19 protein-coding genes are annotated in these 19,692 nt (G+C 62.7%); 6 read left to right on the top strand and 13 right to left on the bottom strand.

What is annotated here, in order from left to right:
* The first annotated feature begins 60 nt into the window (after positions 1-60).
* The 3 genes from dnaK (at position 61) to pabB (ending at position 5,336) form a co-directional block, all read left to right on the top strand.
* Complete coding sequence (gene dnaK / locus AC3WLT_RS22945) at positions 61-2,013, top strand: molecular chaperone DnaK (protein WP_492593977.1); 1,953 nt, start codon at positions 61-63, stop codon at positions 2,011-2,013.
* A gap of 268 nt (positions 2,014-2,281) precedes the next feature.
* Complete coding sequence (gene dnaJ / locus AC3WLT_RS22940) at positions 2,282-3,424, top strand: molecular chaperone DnaJ (protein ID WP_492593976.1); 1,143 nt, start codon at positions 2,282-2,284, stop codon at positions 3,422-3,424.
* A 25-nt stretch (positions 3,425-3,449) separates the two neighbouring features.
* Positions 3,450-5,336, top strand: coding sequence for an aminodeoxychorismate synthase component I (pabB, locus tag AC3WLT_RS22935; RefSeq protein ID WP_492593975.1), 1,887 nt, complete (start codon positions 3,450-3,452; stop codon positions 5,334-5,336).
* 51 nt (positions 5,337-5,387) lie between these two features.
* Here the strand turns inward: pabB and AC3WLT_RS22930 are convergent, their stop codons facing one another.
* The 8 genes from AC3WLT_RS22930 to AC3WLT_RS22895 form a co-directional block, all read right to left on the bottom strand.
* The gene (locus AC3WLT_RS22930; RefSeq protein ID WP_492593974.1) at positions 5,388-5,525 is read right to left on the bottom strand and encodes a hypothetical protein; all 138 of its coding nucleotides are present in this window, start codon (positions 5,523-5,525) and stop codon (positions 5,388-5,390) included.
* Positions 5,526-5,662: 137 nt separating this feature from the next.
* Positions 5,663-6,478, bottom strand: coding sequence for a 3-methyl-2-oxobutanoate hydroxymethyltransferase (gene panB, locus AC3WLT_RS22925; RefSeq protein ID WP_492593973.1), 816 nt, complete (start codon positions 6,476-6,478; stop codon positions 5,663-5,665).
* A 39-nt stretch (positions 6,479-6,517) separates the two neighbouring features.
* Positions 6,518-7,198, bottom strand: a complete 681-nt coding sequence (locus AC3WLT_RS22920) for a deoxynucleoside kinase (RefSeq protein ID WP_492593972.1) — start codon at positions 7,196-7,198, stop codon at positions 6,518-6,520.
* Positions 7,195-7,743, bottom strand: a complete 549-nt coding sequence (gene folK / locus AC3WLT_RS22915) for a 2-amino-4-hydroxy-6-hydroxymethyldihydropteridine diphosphokinase (RefSeq protein WP_492593971.1) — start codon at positions 7,741-7,743, stop codon at positions 7,195-7,197. The genes AC3WLT_RS22920 and folK overlap by 4 nt, the downstream gene beginning before the upstream one ends.
* Before the next feature lie 48 nt (positions 7,744-7,791).
* The gene (pcnB, locus tag AC3WLT_RS22910) at positions 7,792-9,387 is read right to left on the bottom strand and encodes a polynucleotide adenylyltransferase PcnB (protein WP_492593970.1); all 1,596 of its coding nucleotides are present in this window, start codon (positions 9,385-9,387) and stop codon (positions 7,792-7,794) included.
* On the bottom strand, positions 9,384-10,070 hold the full coding sequence (locus tag AC3WLT_RS22905; RefSeq protein WP_492593969.1) for a histidinol-phosphatase: 687 nt from the start codon (positions 10,068-10,070) through the stop codon (positions 9,384-9,386). Before AC3WLT_RS22905 ends, pcnB begins: the two co-directional genes overlap by 4 nt.
* Complete coding sequence (gene hda, locus AC3WLT_RS22900) at positions 10,063-10,824, bottom strand: DnaA regulatory inactivator Hda (protein WP_492593968.1); 762 nt, start codon at positions 10,822-10,824, stop codon at positions 10,063-10,065. Before hda ends, AC3WLT_RS22905 begins: the two co-directional genes overlap by 8 nt.
* Before the next feature lie 62 nt (positions 10,825-10,886).
* The gene (locus tag AC3WLT_RS22895; RefSeq protein ID WP_492593967.1) at positions 10,887-11,963 is read right to left on the bottom strand and encodes an AI-2E family transporter; all 1,077 of its coding nucleotides are present in this window, start codon (positions 11,961-11,963) and stop codon (positions 10,887-10,889) included.
* A gap of 94 nt (positions 11,964-12,057) precedes the next feature.
* Between AC3WLT_RS22895 and purM the strand changes: the two genes are divergently transcribed.
* Entirely contained in the window at positions 12,058-13,113 is a 1,056-nt protein-coding gene (gene purM, locus AC3WLT_RS22890) for a phosphoribosylformylglycinamidine cyclo-ligase (RefSeq protein WP_492593966.1), read from the top strand.
* A gap of 73 nt (positions 13,114-13,186) precedes the next feature.
* Here the strand turns inward: purM and miaA are convergent, their stop codons facing one another.
* Positions 13,187-14,134, bottom strand: a complete 948-nt coding sequence (miaA, locus tag AC3WLT_RS22885) for a tRNA (adenosine(37)-N6)-dimethylallyltransferase MiaA (protein ID WP_492593965.1) — start codon at positions 14,132-14,134, stop codon at positions 13,187-13,189.
* Between the two features lie 43 nt (positions 14,135-14,177).
* Entirely contained in the window at positions 14,178-16,211 is a 2,034-nt protein-coding gene (gene mutL / locus AC3WLT_RS22880) for a DNA mismatch repair endonuclease MutL (RefSeq protein ID WP_492593964.1), read from the bottom strand.
* 214 nt (positions 16,212-16,425) lie between these two features.
* Between mutL and AC3WLT_RS22875 the strand changes: the two genes are divergently transcribed.
* Positions 16,426-17,100: a DedA family protein gene (locus AC3WLT_RS22875; protein WP_492593963.1), complete on the top strand. Its 675-nt coding sequence runs from the start codon at positions 16,426-16,428 to the stop codon at positions 17,098-17,100.
* Between the two features lie 97 nt (positions 17,101-17,197).
* On the opposite strand, the gene AC3WLT_RS22870 is transcribed toward AC3WLT_RS22875, so the two are convergent.
* The 3 genes from AC3WLT_RS22870 to AC3WLT_RS22860 all read right to left on the bottom strand — a co-directional run bounded on the left by AC3WLT_RS22870 (position 17,198) and on the right by AC3WLT_RS22860 (position 19,241).
* Entirely contained in the window at positions 17,198-18,010 is an 813-nt protein-coding gene (locus tag AC3WLT_RS22870) for a mechanosensitive ion channel family protein (protein WP_492593962.1), read from the bottom strand.
* A gap of 258 nt (positions 18,011-18,268) precedes the next feature.
* Positions 18,269-18,451 carry a hypothetical protein gene (locus AC3WLT_RS22865; protein ID WP_492593961.1) on the bottom strand — a complete coding sequence of 61 codons (183 nt, stop codon included), beginning with the start codon at positions 18,449-18,451 and terminating at the stop codon, positions 18,269-18,271.
* A gap of 541 nt (positions 18,452-18,992) precedes the next feature.
* Positions 18,993-19,241, bottom strand: coding sequence for a helix-turn-helix domain-containing protein (locus AC3WLT_RS22860; RefSeq protein ID WP_492593960.1), 249 nt, complete (start codon positions 19,239-19,241; stop codon positions 18,993-18,995).
* 108 nt (positions 19,242-19,349) lie between these two features.
* Here AC3WLT_RS22860 and AC3WLT_RS22855 point away from each other — a divergent pair, with 108 nt between their 5' ends.
* Positions 19,350-19,622, top strand: a complete 273-nt coding sequence (locus AC3WLT_RS22855) for a hypothetical protein (protein ID WP_492593959.1) — start codon at positions 19,350-19,352, stop codon at positions 19,620-19,622.
* The last annotated feature ends 70 nt before the right edge of the window (positions 19,623-19,692 follow it).

Below are 19,692 nucleotides of genomic sequence, written 5' to 3'. Positions count from 1 at the left end.
GCTGCCGCATGGGCAAAAAAGGCGCTTCCCGCAGCGATCAAAGTTAGGAGATTAGTAAAAATGGGCAAAATTATCGGCATCGACCTCGGCACGACCAACTCGTGCGTGGCGATCATGGAAGGCAATTCGGTCAAGGTGATTGAGAACTCGGAAGGTGCGCGCACCACGCCGTCGATCATCGCTTATATGGAAGACGGCGAGATTCTCGTCGGCGCGCCTGCGAAGCGTCAGTCGGTCACGAATCCGAGGAACACGCTGTACGCGGTCAAGCGCCTGATCGGCCGCCGCTTCGAAGAAAAAGAAGTGCAGAAAGACATCGGCCTGATGCCGTACAAGATCATGAAGGCCGATAACGGCGACGCATGGATCGAAGTGCGCGATCAGAAGCTGGCGCCGCCGCAAATCTCCGCGGAAGTGCTGCGCAAGATGAAGAAGACTGCTGAAGACTACCTCGGCGAGCCGGTCACGGAAGCTGTGATCACGGTTCCGGCGTACTTCAACGACAGCCAGCGCCAGGCTACCAAAGACGCAGGCCGCATCGCCGGTCTGGAAGTGAAGCGGATCATCAACGAACCGACCGCCGCGGCGCTCGCGTTCGGCCTCGACAAGAACGAAAAGGGCGACCGCAAGATCGCGGTGTATGACCTGGGTGGCGGCACCTTCGACATTTCGATCATCGAAATCGCGGATGTCGACGGTGAAAAGCAGTTCGAAGTGCTGTCCACGAACGGCGACACGTTCCTCGGCGGTGAAGACTTCGACCAGCGCATCATCGATTACATCATCGGCGAGTTCAAGAAGGAACAAGGCGTCGATCTGTCGAAAGACGTGCTCGCGCTGCAACGCCTGAAGGAATCGGCTGAAAAGGCGAAGATCGAACTGTCGTCGAGCCAGCAAACCGAAATCAACCTGCCGTACATCACGGCCGACGCGTCGGGTCCGAAGCACTTGAACCTGAAAATTACGCGTGCGAAGCTGGAAGCGCTGGTTGAAGAGCTGATCGAACGCACCATCGAACCGTGTCGCGTGGCCATCAAGGACGCAGGCGTGAAGGTCGGCGAAATCGACGACGTGATTCTGGTCGGCGGTATGACCCGCATGCCGAAGGTGCAGGAAAAGGTCAAGGAATTCTTCGGCAAGGATCCGCGCCGTGACGTGAACCCGGACGAAGCCGTGGCCGTTGGCGCCGCGATTCAAGGCCAGGTTCTGTCGGGCGACCGCAAGGACGTTCTGCTGCTCGACGTGACCCCGCTGTCGCTCGGCATCGAAACGCTCGGCGGCGTGATGACGAAGATGATCAACAAGAACACCACGATCCCGACCAAGCACGCGCAGGTCTACTCGACGGCCGACGACAATCAGGGCGCCGTGACGATCAAGGTGTTCCAGGGCGAACGCGAAATGGCAGCCGGCAACAAGCTGCTGGGCGAGTTCAACCTGGAAGGCATCCCGCCGGCACCGCGCGGCACGCCGCAGATCGAAGTGAGCTTCGACATCGACGCGAACGGCATTCTGCACGTCGGCGCTAAAGACAAGGCGACCGGCAAGGAAAACCGCATCACGATCAAGGCGAACTCGGGTCTGTCCGAAGCCGAGATCGAAAAGATGGTGAAGGACGCCGAAGCGAACGCGGAAGAAGATCACAAGCTGCGTGAGTTGGCCGATGCCCGCAACCAGGGCGACGCGCTGGTCCACAGCACGAAGAAGGCGCTCACCGAATACGGCGACAAGCTGGATGCCGGCGAGAAGGAAAAGATCGAATCCGCGCTGAAGGACCTCGAAGAAGCGCTGAAGAGCGGTTCGAGCGACAAGGCCGCGATCGAAGCCAAGATCGAAGCGGTGGCCACGGCCTCGCAGAAGATGGGCGAGAAGATGTACGCCGACATGCAGGCAGCGCAAGGTGCCGAAGCTGCGGCAGCGGGCGCGGCAGGTGCGGGTGCGTCGGCGGGTGGCGCAAGCCAGCCGGAAGACGACGTGGTCGACGCCGAGTTCAAGGAAGTCAAGAAAAACTGAAGCCAGGTCGAATTTCGACCGTAAAGCCGCACACAGCTCTGTGTGCGGCCCGGCTGCACAAGGGACTGCGCCTATTCGGGCAGCAGAACGTGCAAGAGCGGTTATCGCGCCTGGCGAGCCTTTTCGGCTCTCCGGGCACATTTGTTTTATGGAGGGCGTTGTTTTGAACCGCTGCAAGGCGGCGGAAAACAGCGGCCGGACGAGTCGTGAGACTCCAGCATTCAAGAGGAGCCACTGCGCCCGATTGCGCGAGTGGCGTTGAACCGATATGGCGAAACGGGATTACTACGAGGTTCTGGGCGTCGCAAAGAACGCGAGCGACGACGAAATCAAGAAGGCTTATCGCAAGCTGGCGATGAAGCACCACCCCGACCGCAATCCGGGCAACAAGGATGCGGAAGGGCATTTCAAAGAGGTGAAGGAAGCCTATGAAATGCTGTCGGACTCGCAAAAGCGTGGCGCGTACGATCAGTACGGCCACGCGGGTGTCGATCCGAATATGGGCGGAGCCGGCGCGCAAGGCTTCGGCGGTTTTGCCGATGCGTTCGGCGATATTTTCGGCGACATCTTCGGCCAGGCGGCCGGTGGCGCAGCACGTGGCGGTGGCGGCCGTGCCGGCCCGCAGGTGTATCGCGGCGCCGATCTGCGCTACAGCATGGAAATCACCTTGGAACAGGCCGCACACGGCTACGACACGCAGATTCGCGTGCCGAGTTGGGTGTCGTGCGAAGTCTGTCACGGTTCGGGCGCCAAGCCCGGCACCAAGCCGGAGACCTGCCCGACCTGTAGCGGTTCGGGTTCGGTGCGGATGTCGCAGGGTTTTTTCAGCATCCAGCAGACCTGCCCGAAGTGCCACGGCGTCGGCACCTATATTCCTGACCCGTGCGCGCATTGCCACGGCGCGGGCAAGGTGAAGGAAACCAAGACGCTGGAAGTGAAGATCCCGGCAGGTATCGACGACGGCATGCGCATCCGCTCGGCCGGCAACGGCGAGCCGGGCATCAATGGCGGTCCGTCGGGCGATCTGTACGTCGAGATTCATATCAGGCAGCACTCGGTGTTCGAGCGCGACGGCGACGACCTGCACTGCCAGATGCCGATTCCGTTCACCACGGCGGCGCTAGGCGGCGAGATCGAAGTGCCGACGCTCGCGGGCCGCGCCAGCTTCACCGTGCCGGAAGGCACGCAGTCGGGCAAGACGTTCCGTCTGCGCGGCAAGGGCATCAAGGGGTTGCGTTCGAGCATTGCCGGCGATCTGTACGTGCACGTGCAAGTCGAAACGCCGGTCAAGCTCACTGAGCCGCAGCGCGATCTGCTCAAGCAGTTTGAAAAGGCACTGGTGGAAGGCGGCGCGCGGCATAGCCCGCAAAGCAAGAGCTGGTTCGATCGGGTGAAGAGCTTCTTCGATTAATGGCAGTTTGAAGTTGGCGGTAAGCATGACGGCAGATGAGCGCGACGCGGTTTTCGCGTTGCTCGACGATTGCGGCGCGACGGCGGCGCGCCGCTCGAGTCGTCTGTACACGGGTTTTGCGCATGAGCGGGTCTGTATGGACGCATCGCGACTCGAAGCAGTGTGTGAAGCCGTGGCTGCTGATACGCAGCGCGGTTTGCATGCCGTTGTGCTCGCCGACTATGAATTCGGCCGGAATCTTGTCCTCGGGGACGTCCTCAGTTCGGGATTGGAAAAAACGCAGCGTGGCGATGCCACGCTGCGTTTTTTATTGTTCGAGCGTTGTGTAAAGCTTTCGCGCGACGAAGTCGACGCGTGGCTGCTGCAGCGCGACGGCGGCGCGGCTGAGGCGTCGGTGGCGGGCACGGCGAACCTGCGCGCAAGCGTCGACCCAGCGCAGTTCAACGAAGCGATCGAGGCAATCCATGGCGCCCTGCGCGCGGGCGATTCGTATCAGGTCAACTACACGTATCGGCTCGGCTTCGATGTATTCGGCTCGCCTACGGCGCTCTATCGCCGGCTGAGAGTCCGTCAGCCTGTTCCATACGGCGCGCTGATCGCATTGCCGGACGACAGGTGGGTGCTGTCCTGCTCGCCGGAACTGTTCGTCGAGAAGGAGGGCGCCATGTTGCGCGCCCGGCCGATGAAAGGCACCGCGCCGCGTTCGGATGATCCGACGGCCGATCGCGAGGCAGCGCAGTTCCTCGCCGCCGATCCCAAGAACCGCGCCGAAAACGTGATGATCGTCGATCTGCTGCGCAACGACCTGTCGCGCGTGGCGCAGACAGGTTCGGTCAGCGTGCCCGCGCTGTTTTCGGTCGAGCCTTATGCGTCGGTGTGGCAGATGACGTCGACCGTGCATGCGACGTTGCGCGCGCACACGTCGTTTGCCGGCATCTTGCGGGCGCTATTTCCGTGCGGCTCGATTACCGGCGCGCCGAAGCATCGCACGATGCAACTGATCGATACGCTCGAAAGCACGCCGCGTGGTCTCTACACCGGTGCGATCGGCTGGCTCGATGCGCCTGCCGCCAATTCAAACGATAACGCTTGCGGCGACTTCTGTCTGTCGGTCGCGATCCGTACGCTGACGTTGAATGCCGTCACCCAGGACGGCGGGCGCCACGGCACGATGGGCGTCGGCGCGGGCATCGTGCTCGACAGCGTCGCCATCGACGAATATGCGGAGTGCCGATTGAAGGCCAGTTTTCTGACCGGCGCCGAACCGGGCTTCGAACTCTTCGAAACGATGTATGCGACGCGGGAGGACGGCGTGCGGCATCTATCGCGCCATCTCGCGCGACTTTCGGCAAGTGCCGCAACGCTGGGTTTCAATTTCGACGAGAACGAGATCCGCACGTCGCTCGCGGGGAAATGCGCGGCGCTGCCGGCGCAAACGCCGCATCGCGTGCGCCTTGCGCTGAACAAAGGCGGCGCGGTGCAGATAACCGCCGCAGTGTTGGCGCCGCTAGCCGAACCAACCGTCGGCGTGCTGCTGGCGCCTGAGCATGGGTTCGCCGCAATGGAGGCAAACGATCCGCTGCTGCGTCACAAAACCACCCGTCGCGCGGAATATGATCTCGGCTGGCGCGAAGCGGAAGCGAAGGGCGCATTCGACACGCTGTTCTTCAACGAACGAGGCGAGTTGACCGAAGGCGGCCGGTCGAACGTGTTCGTGAAACTGGCGGGGCAGTGGTGGACGCCGCCGCTGGAGTCTGGCGTGCTGCCTGGGATCATGCGGAGTGTGCTGCTCGAGGACACCAGCCTTCACGCCGCGCAGCGTGTGCTGACTCGAGCCGATGTGCAGAATGCCGAGGCGCTTCTGGTGTGCAACGCACTGCGAGGCGCAGTACCGGCACGGATCGTGGACTGAGGCTGAGAATATGTGCTGCCGGCTTCGAGCGGCGCGAGCCCCGGCTGCGCCTCAGCGCTGGCGAACGTGCAGCAGCCGCGCCAACCAGTCAGTCAGGCGCGCGTGCCAAGTGGTGGCTTCACGCACGTCATGCGGTGCGGTGGTATGGTCGCGGATTCCCGCTACGTCGATCAGGCAAAAGGGGCTCATGGTCATCTCTCTTCGGCTCGCGGCAGGACCGCGTTAACAAGTAGACGAAGATAGACGACCGGGTTTCCATCCGATATGGGACCGCTCTCAAAACGAGCTCAAATGCCCCGGATTAGTCTGATTCGCTGTCGGGGTGGTTAGAACGTGTGTTCCGGCCCGGGAAACGAGCCGTCCTTCACCGCGCGTACGTATGCTTCGACAGCAGCCAGAATGCTCGGCTGTCCCTGCATGAAATCCTTTACGAAGCGCGGCCGCTTGCCGGGGAAGATTCCCAGCATGTCGTGCAGTACCAGCACCTGACCCGAGCAATCCAAACCGGCGCCGATGCCGATCGTCGGAATCCGCAGTTGCTTCGTGACTTCGCTTGCGAGCAGCGTCGGAATTGCTTCCATCACGATCAGTTGCGCACCGGCGTCCTGCACGGCGAGCGAATCGCGCAGCAACTGGCTCGCGCCCGCTTCGGTTTTGCCTTGCACCTTGAAACCGCCGAACGCATGCACCGATTGCGGCGTCAGACCGACATGCGCACATACCGGGATCGAACGCTCGACCAGAAAGCGCACCGTGTCTGCGAGCCATTCGCCGCCTTCGAGCTTCACCATCTGCGCGCCCGCGCGCATCAATTCGACTGAACTCCTGAAGGCATCCTCCGGCGTGCCATACGTGCCGAACGGCAAGTCGGCCACCACCAGCGCCGACGGCCGCGCCCGCGCGACGCTCGCCGTGTGATACGCGATGTCCGCGAGCGACACCGGCAGCGTGGTGCTCTGGCCTTGCAGAACGTTGCCGAGCGAGTCGCCGATCAACAGCACGTCGACGCCCGCGCGATCCAGCAGCGCGGCGAAGCTTGCGTCGTAACAGGTGAGCATGGCGATTTTCTCGCCGGCGTCGCGCATCGCCTGCAGTTTCGGCACGGTGATGGCGTTCCGGCTCGCTTCCTGCAAATAGGTCATGGAGTCAATCCGTTGGAAAAGAAGAGGAGGCCGCGCGGCTTACAGCGACGTGCCTTTGACAAAGAATTCCTTACGGCCGCGCATGGTTCCGATGCGGTCGGCGAGCAGCGCAAGGTCCGCGTCGGAGTCGAGCGGATTCAGATGTTCAGCGTTGACCGTCAGCACCGGCGTCTGGTCGTAGTGATAGAAAAACTCGTTGTAGGCGTCGCACAGCGCGTGCAGATAGGCATCGGAGATCTGTAGCTCCATCGGCACCGCGCGCTTCTGAATGCGTGCGAACAGCACCTCGGGACTCGCTTGCAGATAGACGACGAAATCCGGCGCCGGCGCGCTCACGTCGATGCGCGCGGCAAGCGCGCGATACAGTTGCCACTCGTCTTCCTGCAGCGTCAGACGCGCGAAAATGTCGTTCCTCTGCGTCATGAAATCGGCGATCAGCGGCGTGCCGGACAGCTGCGCCGCGGCCACTTCCTGCGCCTGGCGCGCGCGTTGCAAGGCGAAATGCAATTGCGTGGGCAGTGCATAACGCGCAGTGTCGCGATAAAAGCGTTCAAGAAAGGGATTGTCCTGCGGACGCTCGAACAGTTCATGCATCGACCAGCGCTCAGCGAGACGGCGCGCGAGCGACGTCTTGCCGACGCCGATCGGCCCTTCGACCGCAAGATAGCCGAACGGCGGACGCAATTGCGGCGCGGTGACGGTGAGCGGCGGCGTGTTCATTCGCAACGGCCTTTAGCCGGCGTGCCGCTGCCAGCAGCCAATGCATTGAGCATCGGGCACTGACAGGGCGACTTGACCCTTTCGATGCGCTGATCGGCGACGCCGGCAAGCAGTGCATCGGCGCGGCCATGTAGCGGGATGATCAGCGCCGCATCGATTTCGACCAGCGGCACGAGGGCAAAAGCGCGTTCGATCAGACGCGGATGCGGCACGATCAGATCGGCTTCGTCGATCGATTGATCGCCGTAGAGCAGGATGTCCAGATCCAGCGTGCGCGGTGCATTGCGAAACGGCCGCTCACGGCCGAACTGATGCTCGATCTTGTGGCACAGCGCGAGCAGATGGCGCACTGGGAGCGTCGTATCGACCTTCACGACGCAGTTGAAATAGTCGTCGCCGCCCGCGTCGATCGGGGCAGTTCGATACAGGCTCGACTTGGCGAGCACGGTGATGGTGTGCTGTTGTGCGAGGCACACCACCGCGTCTTTCAGGGTCTGGCGCGCGTCCCCGAGATTCGCGCCGAGGCCGAGATAAGCAACCGTCATGGCATAACTTCCTGCAACTATCGTTCGACGGCTTCAGCGAACGCCGCTTCAGTCTTCGTGTGAGCCGTTGTGGCCCGCTTCGTTGACTGTGCGTTCGGCTGGCGTGCCGCCCTCCATTCCGTCACCCGATTTGCGGTTTCTTGCGCCACTGCTGCGCCGCCGGCGTTTTCTGGGGCTTCGGTCCTTCCCGCCTTGCGTAAGCAATGCCTCGCGCGCGGCGACGTCTCCCTCAATGAACTCCGTCCACCATGCACCGACTGACTCGTCGAGTTCGCCCGATTCGCAGCGCAGCAGGAGGAAATCATACCCCGCTCTAAATCTTTGGTGTTCCAGCAGCTTCAGCGCGCTGCGGCCCGAGCGTTTCTCGAGGCGCAGCTGCAGGCCCCAGATCTCGCGCATATCCGACGAGAAGCGTTTGTGAATCGCAAGTTTCTCGGTTTGCATGTCGAGGACTTCGTCCATCGCGCGATGCAGCGCGGGCACTGGATATTCGCCGTTCGCTTCAAATTGTTGCCAGCGCTGCTGCACGTCGTGCCACAGCAGCGTGGCGAACAGGAAGCCCGGCGACACCGGCTTGCCGGCGCGTACACGGGTGTCCGTGTTGGTCAGCGCGAGCGTGATGAATTTTTCGCCGATGGGCTGCTCCAGCACCACGTCGAGCAGCGGTAGCAGGCCATGATGCAGGCCTTCATGGCGCAGGCGTTTCAAACACGCCAGCGCATGGCCCGAGAGCATCAGCTTGAGCATCTCGTCGAACAGACGCGCGGCGGGCACGTTGTTGATCAGATCGGCCATTTTGGCGATCGGCGCGCGGGTCGCTTCTTCGATCTCGAAGTCGAGCTTCGCGGCGAAACGCACCACACGCAGCATGCGCACCGGATCCTCGCGATAGCGCGTGGCCGGGTCGCCGATCATGCGCAACAGGCGCGCGCGCATGTCGGCCATGCCGTTGTGATAGTCCAGCACGGTTTGCGTGGCCGGATCGTAGTACATCGCGTTGATCGTGAAGTCGCGGCGCGTGGCGTCTTCGTGCTGCTCGCCCCAGACGTTGTCGCGCAGCACGCGGCCGCTGGCGTCCACCGCATGGGTGCGGCGGTCGAGCTCGTCGCGCTTCAGGCGGCGTGGCGGCGCGGCGTCGGCCGCGGGCGGATCGACCAGCGCGCGAAACGTCGAAGTTTCGATGATTTCCTGACCGAACTGCACATGCACGATCTGAAACCGGCGGCCGATGATGCGCGCCCGGCGGAACAGCTTCTGCACCTGTTCGGGGGTGGCGTCGGTGGCGACGTCGAAGTCTTTCGGCGCGACGCCGAGCAGCAGATCGCGCACCGCGCCGCCGACGATGAACGCGCGGTGGCCGGCCTGCTGTAAACCTTCGGTGACGCGAATCGCGTTCCTCGAGATCAGCGAGGGATCGATGCCGTGGACGTCGTGCGGAATGATGACCGGCACGTCCGGGTCGCGCACGATTCTGGCGGCGGCGGGCCGCGCCGGTTTGCGGCGTGCTTTGCTGGCGCCGGACGCGCCAGCCGCGCTGCGTGCCGATGCGCCGCCGGTTTCGTCGGCGGTGGCTTCGGCGGGCGCGGTGTCGTCAGCGGGCGCCGGGTCCTGGCCGAATAGCTTGCGGATAAGTTTTTTGATCACGAGGGTTGGAAGAGTTCGAGGATGCGCCAGCCTTTGGCCTGCGCATGGGCGCGCAATGTGTCGTCGGGATTGGTCGCGATCGGATCGGTGACCTTGTCGAGCAGCGGGATGTCGTTGTGCGAATCGCTATAGAAATAGCTGTGCTCGAAGTCGCTCCAGGTTTTGCCGAGGGAGGCGAGCCACGCCTCGGTGCGGACGATCTTGCCTTCCTTGTAGCTCGGCGTGCCGGTGGGGCGGCCGGTGTACGGCGAATGCGGGTGGCCGTCCACGGTTTCCGCTTCGCAGGCGATCAGCGCATCAACGCCGAACGCTTGCGCGATGGGGCGGGTGATGAATTCGTTGGTGGCGGTGACGACGCAGCAAAGATCGCCTGCCTCACGGTGCTGCTTCACCAGTTCGAGCGCGGCGGGAAAGATCGCCGGCTTGATGACCTCATGCATGTACTGCGCGTGAAAGTCGGCGAGCTGCGCGCGCGTGTATTTCGCGAGCGGCGTGAGCATGGCGATCAGATAGGCGTGAATGTCGAGCTTGCCGGCCTTGTAGTCGGCGAAAAAGCGGTCGTTTTCACGCGCGAAATTTTCCGCATCGACCATGCCATGTTTCACCATGAAGCGGCCCCATTCGTGGTCGCTGTCGGTGGGGATGAGCGTGTGATCGAGGTCGAAGAGTGCGAGATTAGCCATGGGGGCCTATTTTACTTGAAGCGGCGGATGAAGCGGATGAGGCGGGCGCCGTTCGCCGCTCGTCGGCGTCGGGTGATGCCAGCATGGTGCGCAGCAGCGGCAGCGTGACGGCGCGTTTCTGTTCGAGCGAGAAGCGGTCGAGCGCGTCGAGCAGCGCCATCAGGCTCGGCATGTCGCGGCGGAAATGCGTGAGCAGGTAGGCGGGGACGTCGTCGGCGAGCATGATGCCGCGCTCGCGCGCCGCGTGTTTCAGCACTGCGGCCTTGCCCTCGTCCGGCAGCGGCGCGAGATGGAACACGAGACCCCAGCCGAGGCGCGTGCGCAGATCTTCGCGCACCGTCATGCCGATCGGCGGCGCGTGGCCGGCGGCGACCAGCGCGCTGGTCGGATGCGCGCGCACTTCGTTGAACAGGTTGAAGACGGCGATCTGCTGTGCGGCCGACAAACCATCGCAATCGTCGACCGCATACAGTGCGACGCGCGGGTCGAAGGCGAAGGCGGCGAGACTGCTTTGCGGACCGGCATAGCGCGCATGACCCGGCGGCGCTTCGTGGACGAGCGCCTGCAACAGATGGGTGCGGCCGCTGCCGGCTTCGCCCCATAGGTAGAAGGTGCGGTCGGCCACCGGGCCGGCCGCGAGCGCGTTGTCCAGCTCGCGCAGCCGCGTGACCAGCTCGGCGTTGGCGCCGGCGAAGAAATTGTCGAATGTCGATGGCGGCGGAGTGCCGAGATCGAGCGTCAGTTGACGAAGCACAGTAGATTAATGCCGAAAATGAGGCTCAGGCCGCAATGGCCCGTGCCTCGGGCCGAAAACAGTCAGTTGTTGTAAAGCGTGCTCGTCAGGTAGCTTTGGCGCAACTCGCGCAATGCCACCGACAGAATGGCGCTGACCGGCAGCGCCAGCAACACGCCGAAAAAGCCGAACAGCTGTCCAAACGCGAGCAGCGCGAAGATGACCGCGAGCGGGTGCAGACCGATCCGTTCGCCCACCAGCCGCGGCGTGAGGTAAAAGCTCTCCACGATCTGGCCGAGTCCATAAATCACCGCGACCGCGCCAAAGCCGTACCAGTCGCCGAACTGTAGCAGTGCCGCGAGCAGCGCCAGCGCCAGACCGGTTGCAAAGCCGATGTACGGGATGAAGACCGCGAGACCCGTGAAAATGCCGACCGGCAAGGCAATCTCGAAGCGGGCAAGGGTCAGCGCGATCGCGTAGTAGGCCGCGAGCACCGCCATCACGAGCAACTGGCCGCGCAGGTATTGCGACAGCATCTGGTCCATGTCGCGGGCGAGTTGCAGGGTCTTGTCGAGCCAGCGGCGCGGCACCACGATCTGCATGCGCGCGAGCATGCGGTTCCAGTCGTACAACAGATAGAACAGCACGAGCGGCACCATCACGACGTTGCCGATCACCGTGATCATCACGTTGCCGCTGGTGCGGATCGAGGTCCACGCGTAGCGCGCGACGGTCTGCGCGCTGCCTTCCAGTTGCCCCATCACGAGATCGCGGATGCTGGCGAAATCGAGCGAATCGGCGAGGCCCAGCAGGGCGAGTTTCGGCTGCAGCCACGCGCTGACATGCGCGAACAATACCGGCACCTGCTGCTTCAACTGCGGGCCTTCCTTCTGGATGACGGCCAGCACCAGCAGCACGAGCATCGTCATCAGCAACGCGAAGAGCAGCATCATGAGCAAGGCGGCGAGTGCGCGCGGCACGCGCCGGCGCACCATCCACGCGACGCCCGGTTGCAGAATGTACGCGAGAATCGCGCCGAGCAGGAACGGCGTGAGGACCGGGCTCAGTAGCCAGAGCAGAATGCCGATGCCCAGCGCGATGGCTAGCCAGACGAAGGCGCGGCGCTGAACGGGCGTCAGAATCGAGGGGTTTTGCTGCAAAATGAGTTTCCCAGGTGGCTGGCGCGGGTGAAAGTCCAGCCAACCGGCCGGCATCGGGTAAAATCGCATTTTACCGACCTTCTCGCTCTTCCCCATGAATCAACCGAAATCCGCCCCTGACGCCCAAGGTTTGTCGTATCGCGACGCCGGCGTGGACATCGACGCGGGCGACGCCCTTGTCGACGCGATCAAGCCCTTTGCCAAAAAGACGATGCGCGACGGCGTGCTGGGTGGCATCGGCGGATTTGGCGCGCTCTTCGAGGTGCCGAAGAAATACCGCGAGCCGGTGCTGGTCTCGGGTACCGACGGCGTCGGCACCAAGCTGCGACTGGCGTTTCAGCTGAACAAACATGACACGGTCGGCCAGGATCTGGTGGCGATGAGCGTCAACGACATCCTCGTGCAGGGTGCCGAACCGCTGTTCTTCCTCGATTATTTCGCTTGCGGCAAGCTGGACGTCGGCACGGCGGCAACGGTCGTCAAGGGTATCGCGCACGGCTGCGAGCTGGCCGGTTGCGCGCTGATCGGCGGCGAGACGGCTGAAATGCCGGGCATGTATCCGGACGGCGAGTACGATCTGGCCGGTTTTGCGGTCGGCGCGGTGGAAAAGAGCAAGATTATCGACGGCAGCACGATTGCCCCGGGCGATGTTGTGCTCGGTCTGGCGTCGAGTGGGATTCATTCGAATGGTTTTTCGCTGGTGCGGAAGATCATTGAGCGTGCGCAGCCTGATTTGAATGCCGATTTTGACGGGCGCTCATTGGCTGATGCATTGATGGCGCCTACGCATATTTATGTGAAGCCGTTGCTGTCGTTGATGCAGCAGGTTGCCGTGAAGGGTATGGCGCATATCACCGGCGGCGGGCTGGTCGAAAATATTCCGCGGGTGTTGCGCGAAGGTTTGACGGCAGAGCTGGATCATCAGGCGTGGCCGTTGCCGCCGTTGTTCTCGTGGTTGCAGAAACACGGCGGTGTGGCCGATGCTGAAATGCACCGGGTGTTCAATTGCGGGATCGGGATGGCTGTGGTTGTTTCTGCTGCCGATGCGGATGCCGCGATTGGGGTTCTGGCTGCCGCCGGCGAGCAGGTTTGGAAGATTGGCGTAATTCGGGAGAGCGCGGTTGGCGAGGCTCAGACCGTAGTTGTTTGATTCTTTTGCCTGACGCGGCGCAATGGGCTGTTTGCCTACGGTGAACAACCAAAGCGCCGCGAGCGGCAAAACCTCAAATTAACCCTTCAACAACGCTAACAACCCGCGCGGTAGCGCCCCCATCGCAGCAATCAACAACGATCCTCTCAGGCATGCTCCGCAGCCATGTGAGTTGGCGCTTGCACAATTGCCGGGTGGCGAAAATCCCCTTATCCCGCATGGTCGGATAATCGATAACCCCATCGAGATATTCCCAAACCTGCCGATACCCGACACACCGCATCGACGGCATCCCCGGCGACAAATCCCCGCGCTCGCGCAACCTCACGACTTCATCGACGAATCCGTCAGCCAGCATCGCATCGAATCGCCGTTCGATCCGGGCATGCAGCACGCTGCGATCGGAAGGCTCCAGCGCTATCGGCACAAACCGCCATGCCTGTGCAGCATCATCGGAGCGCGGGGGCGCCGCCAGCAGAACGGACATCGCCTGCCCGGTCAGCATGAACACCTCGAGCGCACGCTGAATTCGCTGCGAATCGTTCGGCGCGAGGCGCGCGGCAGTAACAGGGTCGAGCGCGGCAAGCCGCGCATGCAGAGCCGGCCAGCCATCGCGTGCGGCGTCGGCATCGAGCGCCGCCCGGACGTCGGCGTCGGCGGCAGGCAGGTCGTTCAGCCCCTGCGTGAGCGCCTTGTAGTACAGCATGGTCCCGCCGACCAGCAGCGGTACCCGCCCGCGCGCGCTGATCTCGCCGATCAGGCGCAGCGCATCGGTGCGAAAATCCGCCGCTGAATAGGCGTCAGCCGGATCGACGATATCGATCAGATGATGTGGCGCCAGCGCGCGCTCTTCCACAGTCGGCTTCGCGGTGCCGATGTCCATCTCGCGATAAACCAGCGCCGAGTCGACGCTGACGATCTCCACCGGCCGCCGTGCGGCCAAAGCCAGCGCGGCAGCGGTTTTGCCGGATGCGGTCGGGCCCAGCAGGCAGGGGACGGGCGTGGGAATACGTGAAGTCATAGGCGAGCCGGTGCGTGCGGCAAAAACGTGATCGGGCTCACCCTCATTGTCCGCGCATGAACAGCCGGTCGAGATCGGACAGCGTCAGTTGATACCAGGTCGGACGCCCGTGGTTGCACTGGTCGGCGCGCTCGGTCGCTTCCATCTGGCGCAGCAGCGCGTTCATTTCATCGAGCGTCAGCCGACGGTTCGCCCGCACCGCGTGGTGGCACGCCAGTGTGCCGAGCAGCTCGTGCTGGCGCTCGGTCAGCACACGCGAGCCGCCGAACGCGTGCAAGTCGGTCAGGACCGCTCGCGCGAGCGCCTGCAGATCGGCGTCTTTCAGCAAGGCCGGCACCGCGCGGATCGCGAGCGTGGTCGGCGACAGCACGGCAAGGTCGAAACCAAGCGCGTCGAGCGTGTCGCGCTCTTCTTCTACCGTGCCGATTTCGATCGGATCGGCCTGCATCGTCTGCGGAATCAGCAGCGGCTGCACGGCGATCGTGCGATCGGCCAGCGCGTTCTTGAACTGTTCGTACAGAATGCGCTCGTGCGCGGCGTGCATGTCGACAATCACCAGCCCATGCGCATTCTGTGCAAGCACATAGATGCCGTGAATCTGGCCGAGCGCAAAACCGAGCGGCTGTTCGTCGGATGCGTGGAACGCGGGGGGCGCATACGGCGCGGACGCGTTATACGGCGACGGGGTTTCGGCGGCGGAGTCGCGCGCCTCGAAGAGCGTCGCGCCATCGGCGGTGCCGGCGTTCGTGTCTTTACGGCCGAACAGCGCGTCGTAAAACGCCAGCGGTTGCGCCACCGGGAGCGTGCCTTGTGTCATGCGCGCCTGGCGCATCCACGTATTGCCTGGCTGCGAGCCAAATCCACCACCGAGGCCGCCTGTTCCAGCGCCTGTGCTTGCACCTGCACCGAAGCCGCCCGTGCCCGCGCCACCGAGCGGCGTAGCGCCAAACGACGCCGGACCACCCGCCGCAGGTTCGAGGTGAGCCGCGTGACCGCCCGCCGTCGTTTCCGGTGATGCACCCGCATGCCGCGCCAACGCGCGCTGTACCGCGTGGAACACGAACTGGTGAATCGAGCGCGAATCGCGAAACCGCACTTCGATCTTCGACGGATGCACGTTCACGTCGACCGCTTCAGGCGGCAGGTCGAGAAACAGCACATAGGACGGATAGCGGTCGCCATGCAGCACGTCTTCGTATGCGGCGCGCACGGCATGCGTGAGCAGCTTGTCGCGAACGAAACGGCCGTTGACGAAGAAATACTGCTGGTCGGCGCGCCCGCGGCTTGCGGTCGGCAGGCCGGCGCAGCCATAGACGGCAAGCGGTCCGGCGGATTCGTCGAGCGGCAGATGGGCCGTCGCAAAAGTCTCGCCGAGAATCTTCGCGACCCGCACAGGCGGCTCGCTGGCGTTCCAGTGCTCAACCGCGCGGCCGTTATGCAGCACCGAAATCGCCACGTCCGGCCGCGCCAACGCTGCACGGCGAATCTGTTCGAGGCAATGGCCGAGTTCGGTCTGCTCGCTTTTCAGGAATTTGCGGCGCGCGGGCGTGTTGAAGTACAGCTCGCGGACTTCGATCGTGGTGCCCTGGGTACCGGCGGCAGGGCTCAGCACACCGGTTTGCGCGTCGATGCGCACGGCGTGCGGCGCGTCGGCGGTGCGGCTCGTTATGAACATCTCCGCGACCGACGCGATCGACGCCAGCGCCTCGCCGCGAAACCCCAGCGTGGCAACGGCTTCGAGTTCGGCGAGCGAGCGGATTTTACTGGTCGCATGGCGCATCAGCGCGAGCGGCAGTTCGCTTTCGGGGATGCCGCCGCCGTCGTCGGTAATCGAGATGCGTTTGACGCCGCCTTCGTCGAGCACAATGCGCAGGGTCTGCGCGCCGGCATCGAGCGCGTTTTCCAGCAACTCCTTGACCACCGAGGCCGGCCGCTCGACCACTTCGCCGGCGGCAATCTGGCTGATCAGCTGGTCGGGAAGGGGCTGGATCGCCCGCAACGGGCGCGGGAGGGGCGCGGCGGCGGGAGCCGCGGCCGCGGCGGCGGTGTCGGCAGGCGTTTGGGAGAATTCAGGCATGGCGAAATTATAGCGATTCGGCGCGCGCCGGCCGGAAGCGGGCGGAACCGGGACTACCCACGCGTCGCAGATTTTTAATCGCGCCCGGGCACTTTCGGTATCATGACGCGGTCAATTTCCGGCGGTAAGCTTGCGCTCGCCGCCCATCGCTCGCAGGCCCGCTAACGCGGCCCTTCTCGCCACCCGCACACATTCGCTCTATAAAGGACGCTTTTTGGACACGCTGCTGCAGTTCGCAAACCTTGTCTTGCACATCGACAAGTTTCTGGGAGTCTTCATCCACCAGTACGGCGCCTGGGTCTACGCGGTGCTGTTTCTGATCGTGTTTTGCGAAACCGGGCTTGTCGTACTGCCGTTCCTGCCGGGCGATTCGCTGCTGTTCATCGGCGGCGCTTTTTGCGCGACCGGCGAAATGAATGTCGGTTTGCTGATCGTGCTGCTGCTGGTGGCGGCAGTCTCCGGCAATACGGTCAATTACATGATCGGGCGGGCCATCGGGCCGCGCGTGTTCAATACGCACATACCTTTTCTGGAGCGCTTCCTCGACCGCAGCGCGTTGCAGAAGACCCATGATTTCTATGAGAAGCACGGCGGCAAGACCATTGTGCTGGCGCGTTTCATTCCGGTGGTGCGGACCTTCGCGCCGTTCGTTGCCGGCGCGTCGCAGATGACAGTTAGCCGGTTTCAGCTTTTCAACATCCTGGGTGCGCTGTCGTGGGTGTTGCTGCTGGTGCTTCTTGGCTACTTCTTCGGCAACATCCCGTTCATTCGTCAGTACCTGAATGTGATCGTGCTGGTGGGTATCGGCGCGGCCGTGGTGCCGATTCTGCTCGGCGCGCTGTGGAAGATGACGCGCAAAAACGCAGCCAAGACGACGGACAGCCGCTGACACTTCACACAGTGTGTGGCTCCGACGAACAAACGGCGTCGCGAATCTCGCGACGCCGTTTTCATTTGATTTAGAGAAACCCGTTGCTCACACGACCTCAGGTCACGGCGCGCGGCGCAAGCGGTGTTTCCGGTGTCGGATAGCCCGCATTCTTGAAGGTCTGGATGATCGCGCGATTGGTGTCGAAATAGACCTGCCAGTAGTTGCTGTTGTGCGTGTAGGGCCGCACGCACAACAACGGTCCTTCCGGTGTGAAGCTCAGCACTTCGATGTCCGGCGCGGGACTCTCGACAACGTTCGGAATCTTCGTCACCGCCGCCTTCAGCCGATTCATCGCATCCGTTGGATCGACGCCGTTGGCGATCTTCGCGGTCAGCTCGACGCGCCGTACCGGCAGCGCGCTGTAGTTCGAGATCGTGTCGGAGAAGACCTTGTTATTGCCGACGATGGTGGTCACGTTGTCGGGCGTCACGATGGTCGTGCCGAACAGGCCGAGTTCCGAGACTGTGCCGGTAACCCCGCCCGCCGTGACGAAATCGCCGACCTTGAACGGCCGCAATACCTGCATGAAGATGCCCGCAGCGAAGTGTGCGAGCAAGCCGCCCCACGCGGTACCGATCGCGAGGCCGAGGCCGGCGAGCAACGCGGCGAACGAAGTGGTCTGGACACCGAACACCTGCAGAATCGCGAGGATCAGCAGCAGGTTGAGCAGGGCGCCGAGAATCGAGCCGAGGTAATGAGCGAGCGTGGGATCGACATGGCCGTTGCGGGCCAGCAGCTTGCGGAGCATCCCGGTGATCAGGCCAATGATCCAGCGGCCGACGATCCACAAGACGATCGCGCCGACGACCTTGGTGCCGAGGTCGATGCCCCGGGTCACGATGAACACGCGTATGGTTTCGAGATCCAAGATGTCCTCGTTGGTTGAGTTGCCTTCGACTGATTGAATGGAGGTGGCGTAATACAGCGGCAAATACCCAGCGACGGGCGCAAACGGTAACTCTCGGTCTTGGGAAGTTATAGGCGACGGCTCGCGCGTACGCAAGGACCGTTCCCGTCTGTTATGCGGATTGCCTGGCCGAAGAAACGAACGGTGCGGCGGCTCCAATCTGAATGGATTGGGCCGGCCGCGCCTGGGTGTTTGTGGTGCCTGTTATCGTGCTGTGGGCTACGGTGTTCGGGGGTCTCCTGGTCTTACAGCAGCGTGTTTTCGTGCCGCAACCAGGTTCGTGAAGAAATCGAACAGAAAATTGGTCATGTTGACGGAATGAAAGCGCAGGAATCTGCGGCGTTGCCAAAGCGTCTGTTTACGCGGCGTTGCGGCGTGTTGTGCAGAATCGGCGGCGATCATTGCAAATCTCTACGTCTCAATAAATATCAACGTTCGGAGTCCGTTGTATTGGATTTTTTTTTGGGCTGACGCTGTATCGATGCGAGAGGGCGGGCAACGGAGACAGCGCCGCGCCGCGCTCGACGACGGCACGACGGTAGGCGAGGACGGCGGCGTTTTGTGCCGCTGCGATTCGTCCGTCAGCGATTCGAACGCGTCGTGCCGTTCGTTGCGGTGATCCATTGCGTTTGCGGGAAGCGAATCGATCTCGATGTCGAACGGCGGATACCGATCGACGGGGCCGAATTGCGCTTGTGGCGCCGCGTGCACCGCGTGATCCGGATAGAGCGCGAGTGCTTCCCATTCGTCCGCGCCTTCGGTGTCGACCGTAGACGGAACGGGGGATGTGCGACAAGCCGTACATCATGGAATGTCGTTTTGACGTGTGGTGATGGAATTGGTGAGCCCAATTTTAACGATGTGATTGCGCTAATTTCACGTGTATGAGTGTTGATGCAACATGGTTGCACTTAGCAGCGACCCGCGTTGCCGGCAATACTTCTCAAGCTCGGAGTCTCCCGTTGGAGATGATATGACCAACTTTGGCGTCGATCGCAGTTGCACTCGGATCGGCGGCGCCCGTCTCTACTCGACACGACTGCAGATAGGTTTTAAGGTCGTCGCTGCTGAACACGATCCCGCCACCGATTCGATAGCACAAAATGGGACCATCAGGCGCCGCAAGGTCATAGATGTGTCTCGGCGAAATTCCAGGGAACACGGCGGCTGCGTTTGCGTTGAGCATGTCCATGACGGTTCCGTAGTTTTCTCGGCTTGACCGAGCCGGCGGATGAAGCGGCCTCGTGATCGGCGTAGGATAGGCACATCAAAGCAACGCTTCTGCGGTCGGAGAATTCGCATGGGAACGTTCTGCGTTGTTAACTCGCACAGCAAATGGAAAGGCGGCTATCCAGTTGCCCCGTTCGTAAGACTAGGAATCACGGGGTACGGCCAAGTTGAAGGCGTCGCGCTGACGTTAAGCCCGGATTTGATGACTGACGCGGAAATCGACGCGGAGATTGATCGTCTCAGGAAGGATTTGGATCGAATCGGGCTTGAGGCGAAGAGGACGCTCCACCGCGAAGAAGCTAGGGTGCTTGCGGCGGTGACGAGCAGCAGATCGGGCGAATAGCCTTGCTGTTCCCCGCAGCCAATCGTCAGGCGGCCAATTGCATTCAGCGGTTTAAGCGCGGATTTTTACA

The organism is Paraburkholderia sp. FW306-2-2C-D06C (genome assembly GCF_058781505.1).
Note: the sequence above shows the minus strand (reverse complement) of the source record. Positions and strands in the feature narration are given on the sequence as shown.

Bases quoted from the DNA above. Each gene is read 5' to 3' on its own strand.
- dnaK (WP_492593977.1), top strand. From the start codon at position 61: ATGGGCAAAATTATCGGCATCGACCTCGGCACGACCAACTCGTGCGTG.
- dnaJ (WP_492593976.1), top strand. From the start codon at position 2,282: ATGGCGAAACGGGATTACTACGAGGTTCTGGGCGTCGCAAAGAACGCG.
- pabB (WP_492593975.1), top strand. From the start codon at position 3,450: ATGACGGCAGATGAGCGCGACGCGGTTTTCGCGTTGCTCGACGATTGC.
- AC3WLT_RS22930 (WP_492593974.1), bottom strand. From the start codon at position 5,525: ATGAGCCCCTTTTGCCTGATCGACGTAGCGGGAATCCGCGACCATACC.
- panB (WP_492593973.1), bottom strand. From the start codon at position 6,478: ATGACCTATTTGCAGGAAGCGAGCCGGAACGCCATCACCGTGCCGAAA.
- AC3WLT_RS22920 (WP_492593972.1), bottom strand. From the start codon at position 7,198: ATGAACACGCCGCCGCTCACCGTCACCGCGCCGCAATTGCGTCCGCCG.
- folK (WP_492593971.1), bottom strand. From the start codon at position 7,743: ATGACGGTTGCTTATCTCGGCCTCGGCGCGAATCTCGGGGACGCGCGC.
- AC3WLT_RS22905 (WP_492593969.1), bottom strand. From the start codon at position 10,070: ATGGCTAATCTCGCACTCTTCGACCTCGATCACACGCTCATCCCCACC.
- purM (WP_492593966.1), top strand. From the start codon at position 12,058: ATGAATCAACCGAAATCCGCCCCTGACGCCCAAGGTTTGTCGTATCGC.
- miaA (WP_492593965.1), bottom strand. From the start codon at position 14,134: ATGACTTCACGTATTCCCACGCCCGTCCCCTGCCTGCTGGGCCCGACC.
- mutL (WP_492593964.1), bottom strand. From the start codon at position 16,211: ATGCCTGAATTCTCCCAAACGCCTGCCGACACCGCCGCCGCGGCCGCG.
- AC3WLT_RS22865 (WP_492593961.1), bottom strand. From the start codon at position 18,451: ATGATCGCCGCCGATTCTGCACAACACGCCGCAACGCCGCGTAAACAG.
- AC3WLT_RS22860 (WP_492593960.1), bottom strand. From the start codon at position 19,241: ATGGACATGCTCAACGCAAACGCAGCCGCCGTGTTCCCTGGAATTTCG.
- AC3WLT_RS22855 (WP_492593959.1), top strand. From the start codon at position 19,350: ATGGGAACGTTCTGCGTTGTTAACTCGCACAGCAAATGGAAAGGCGGC.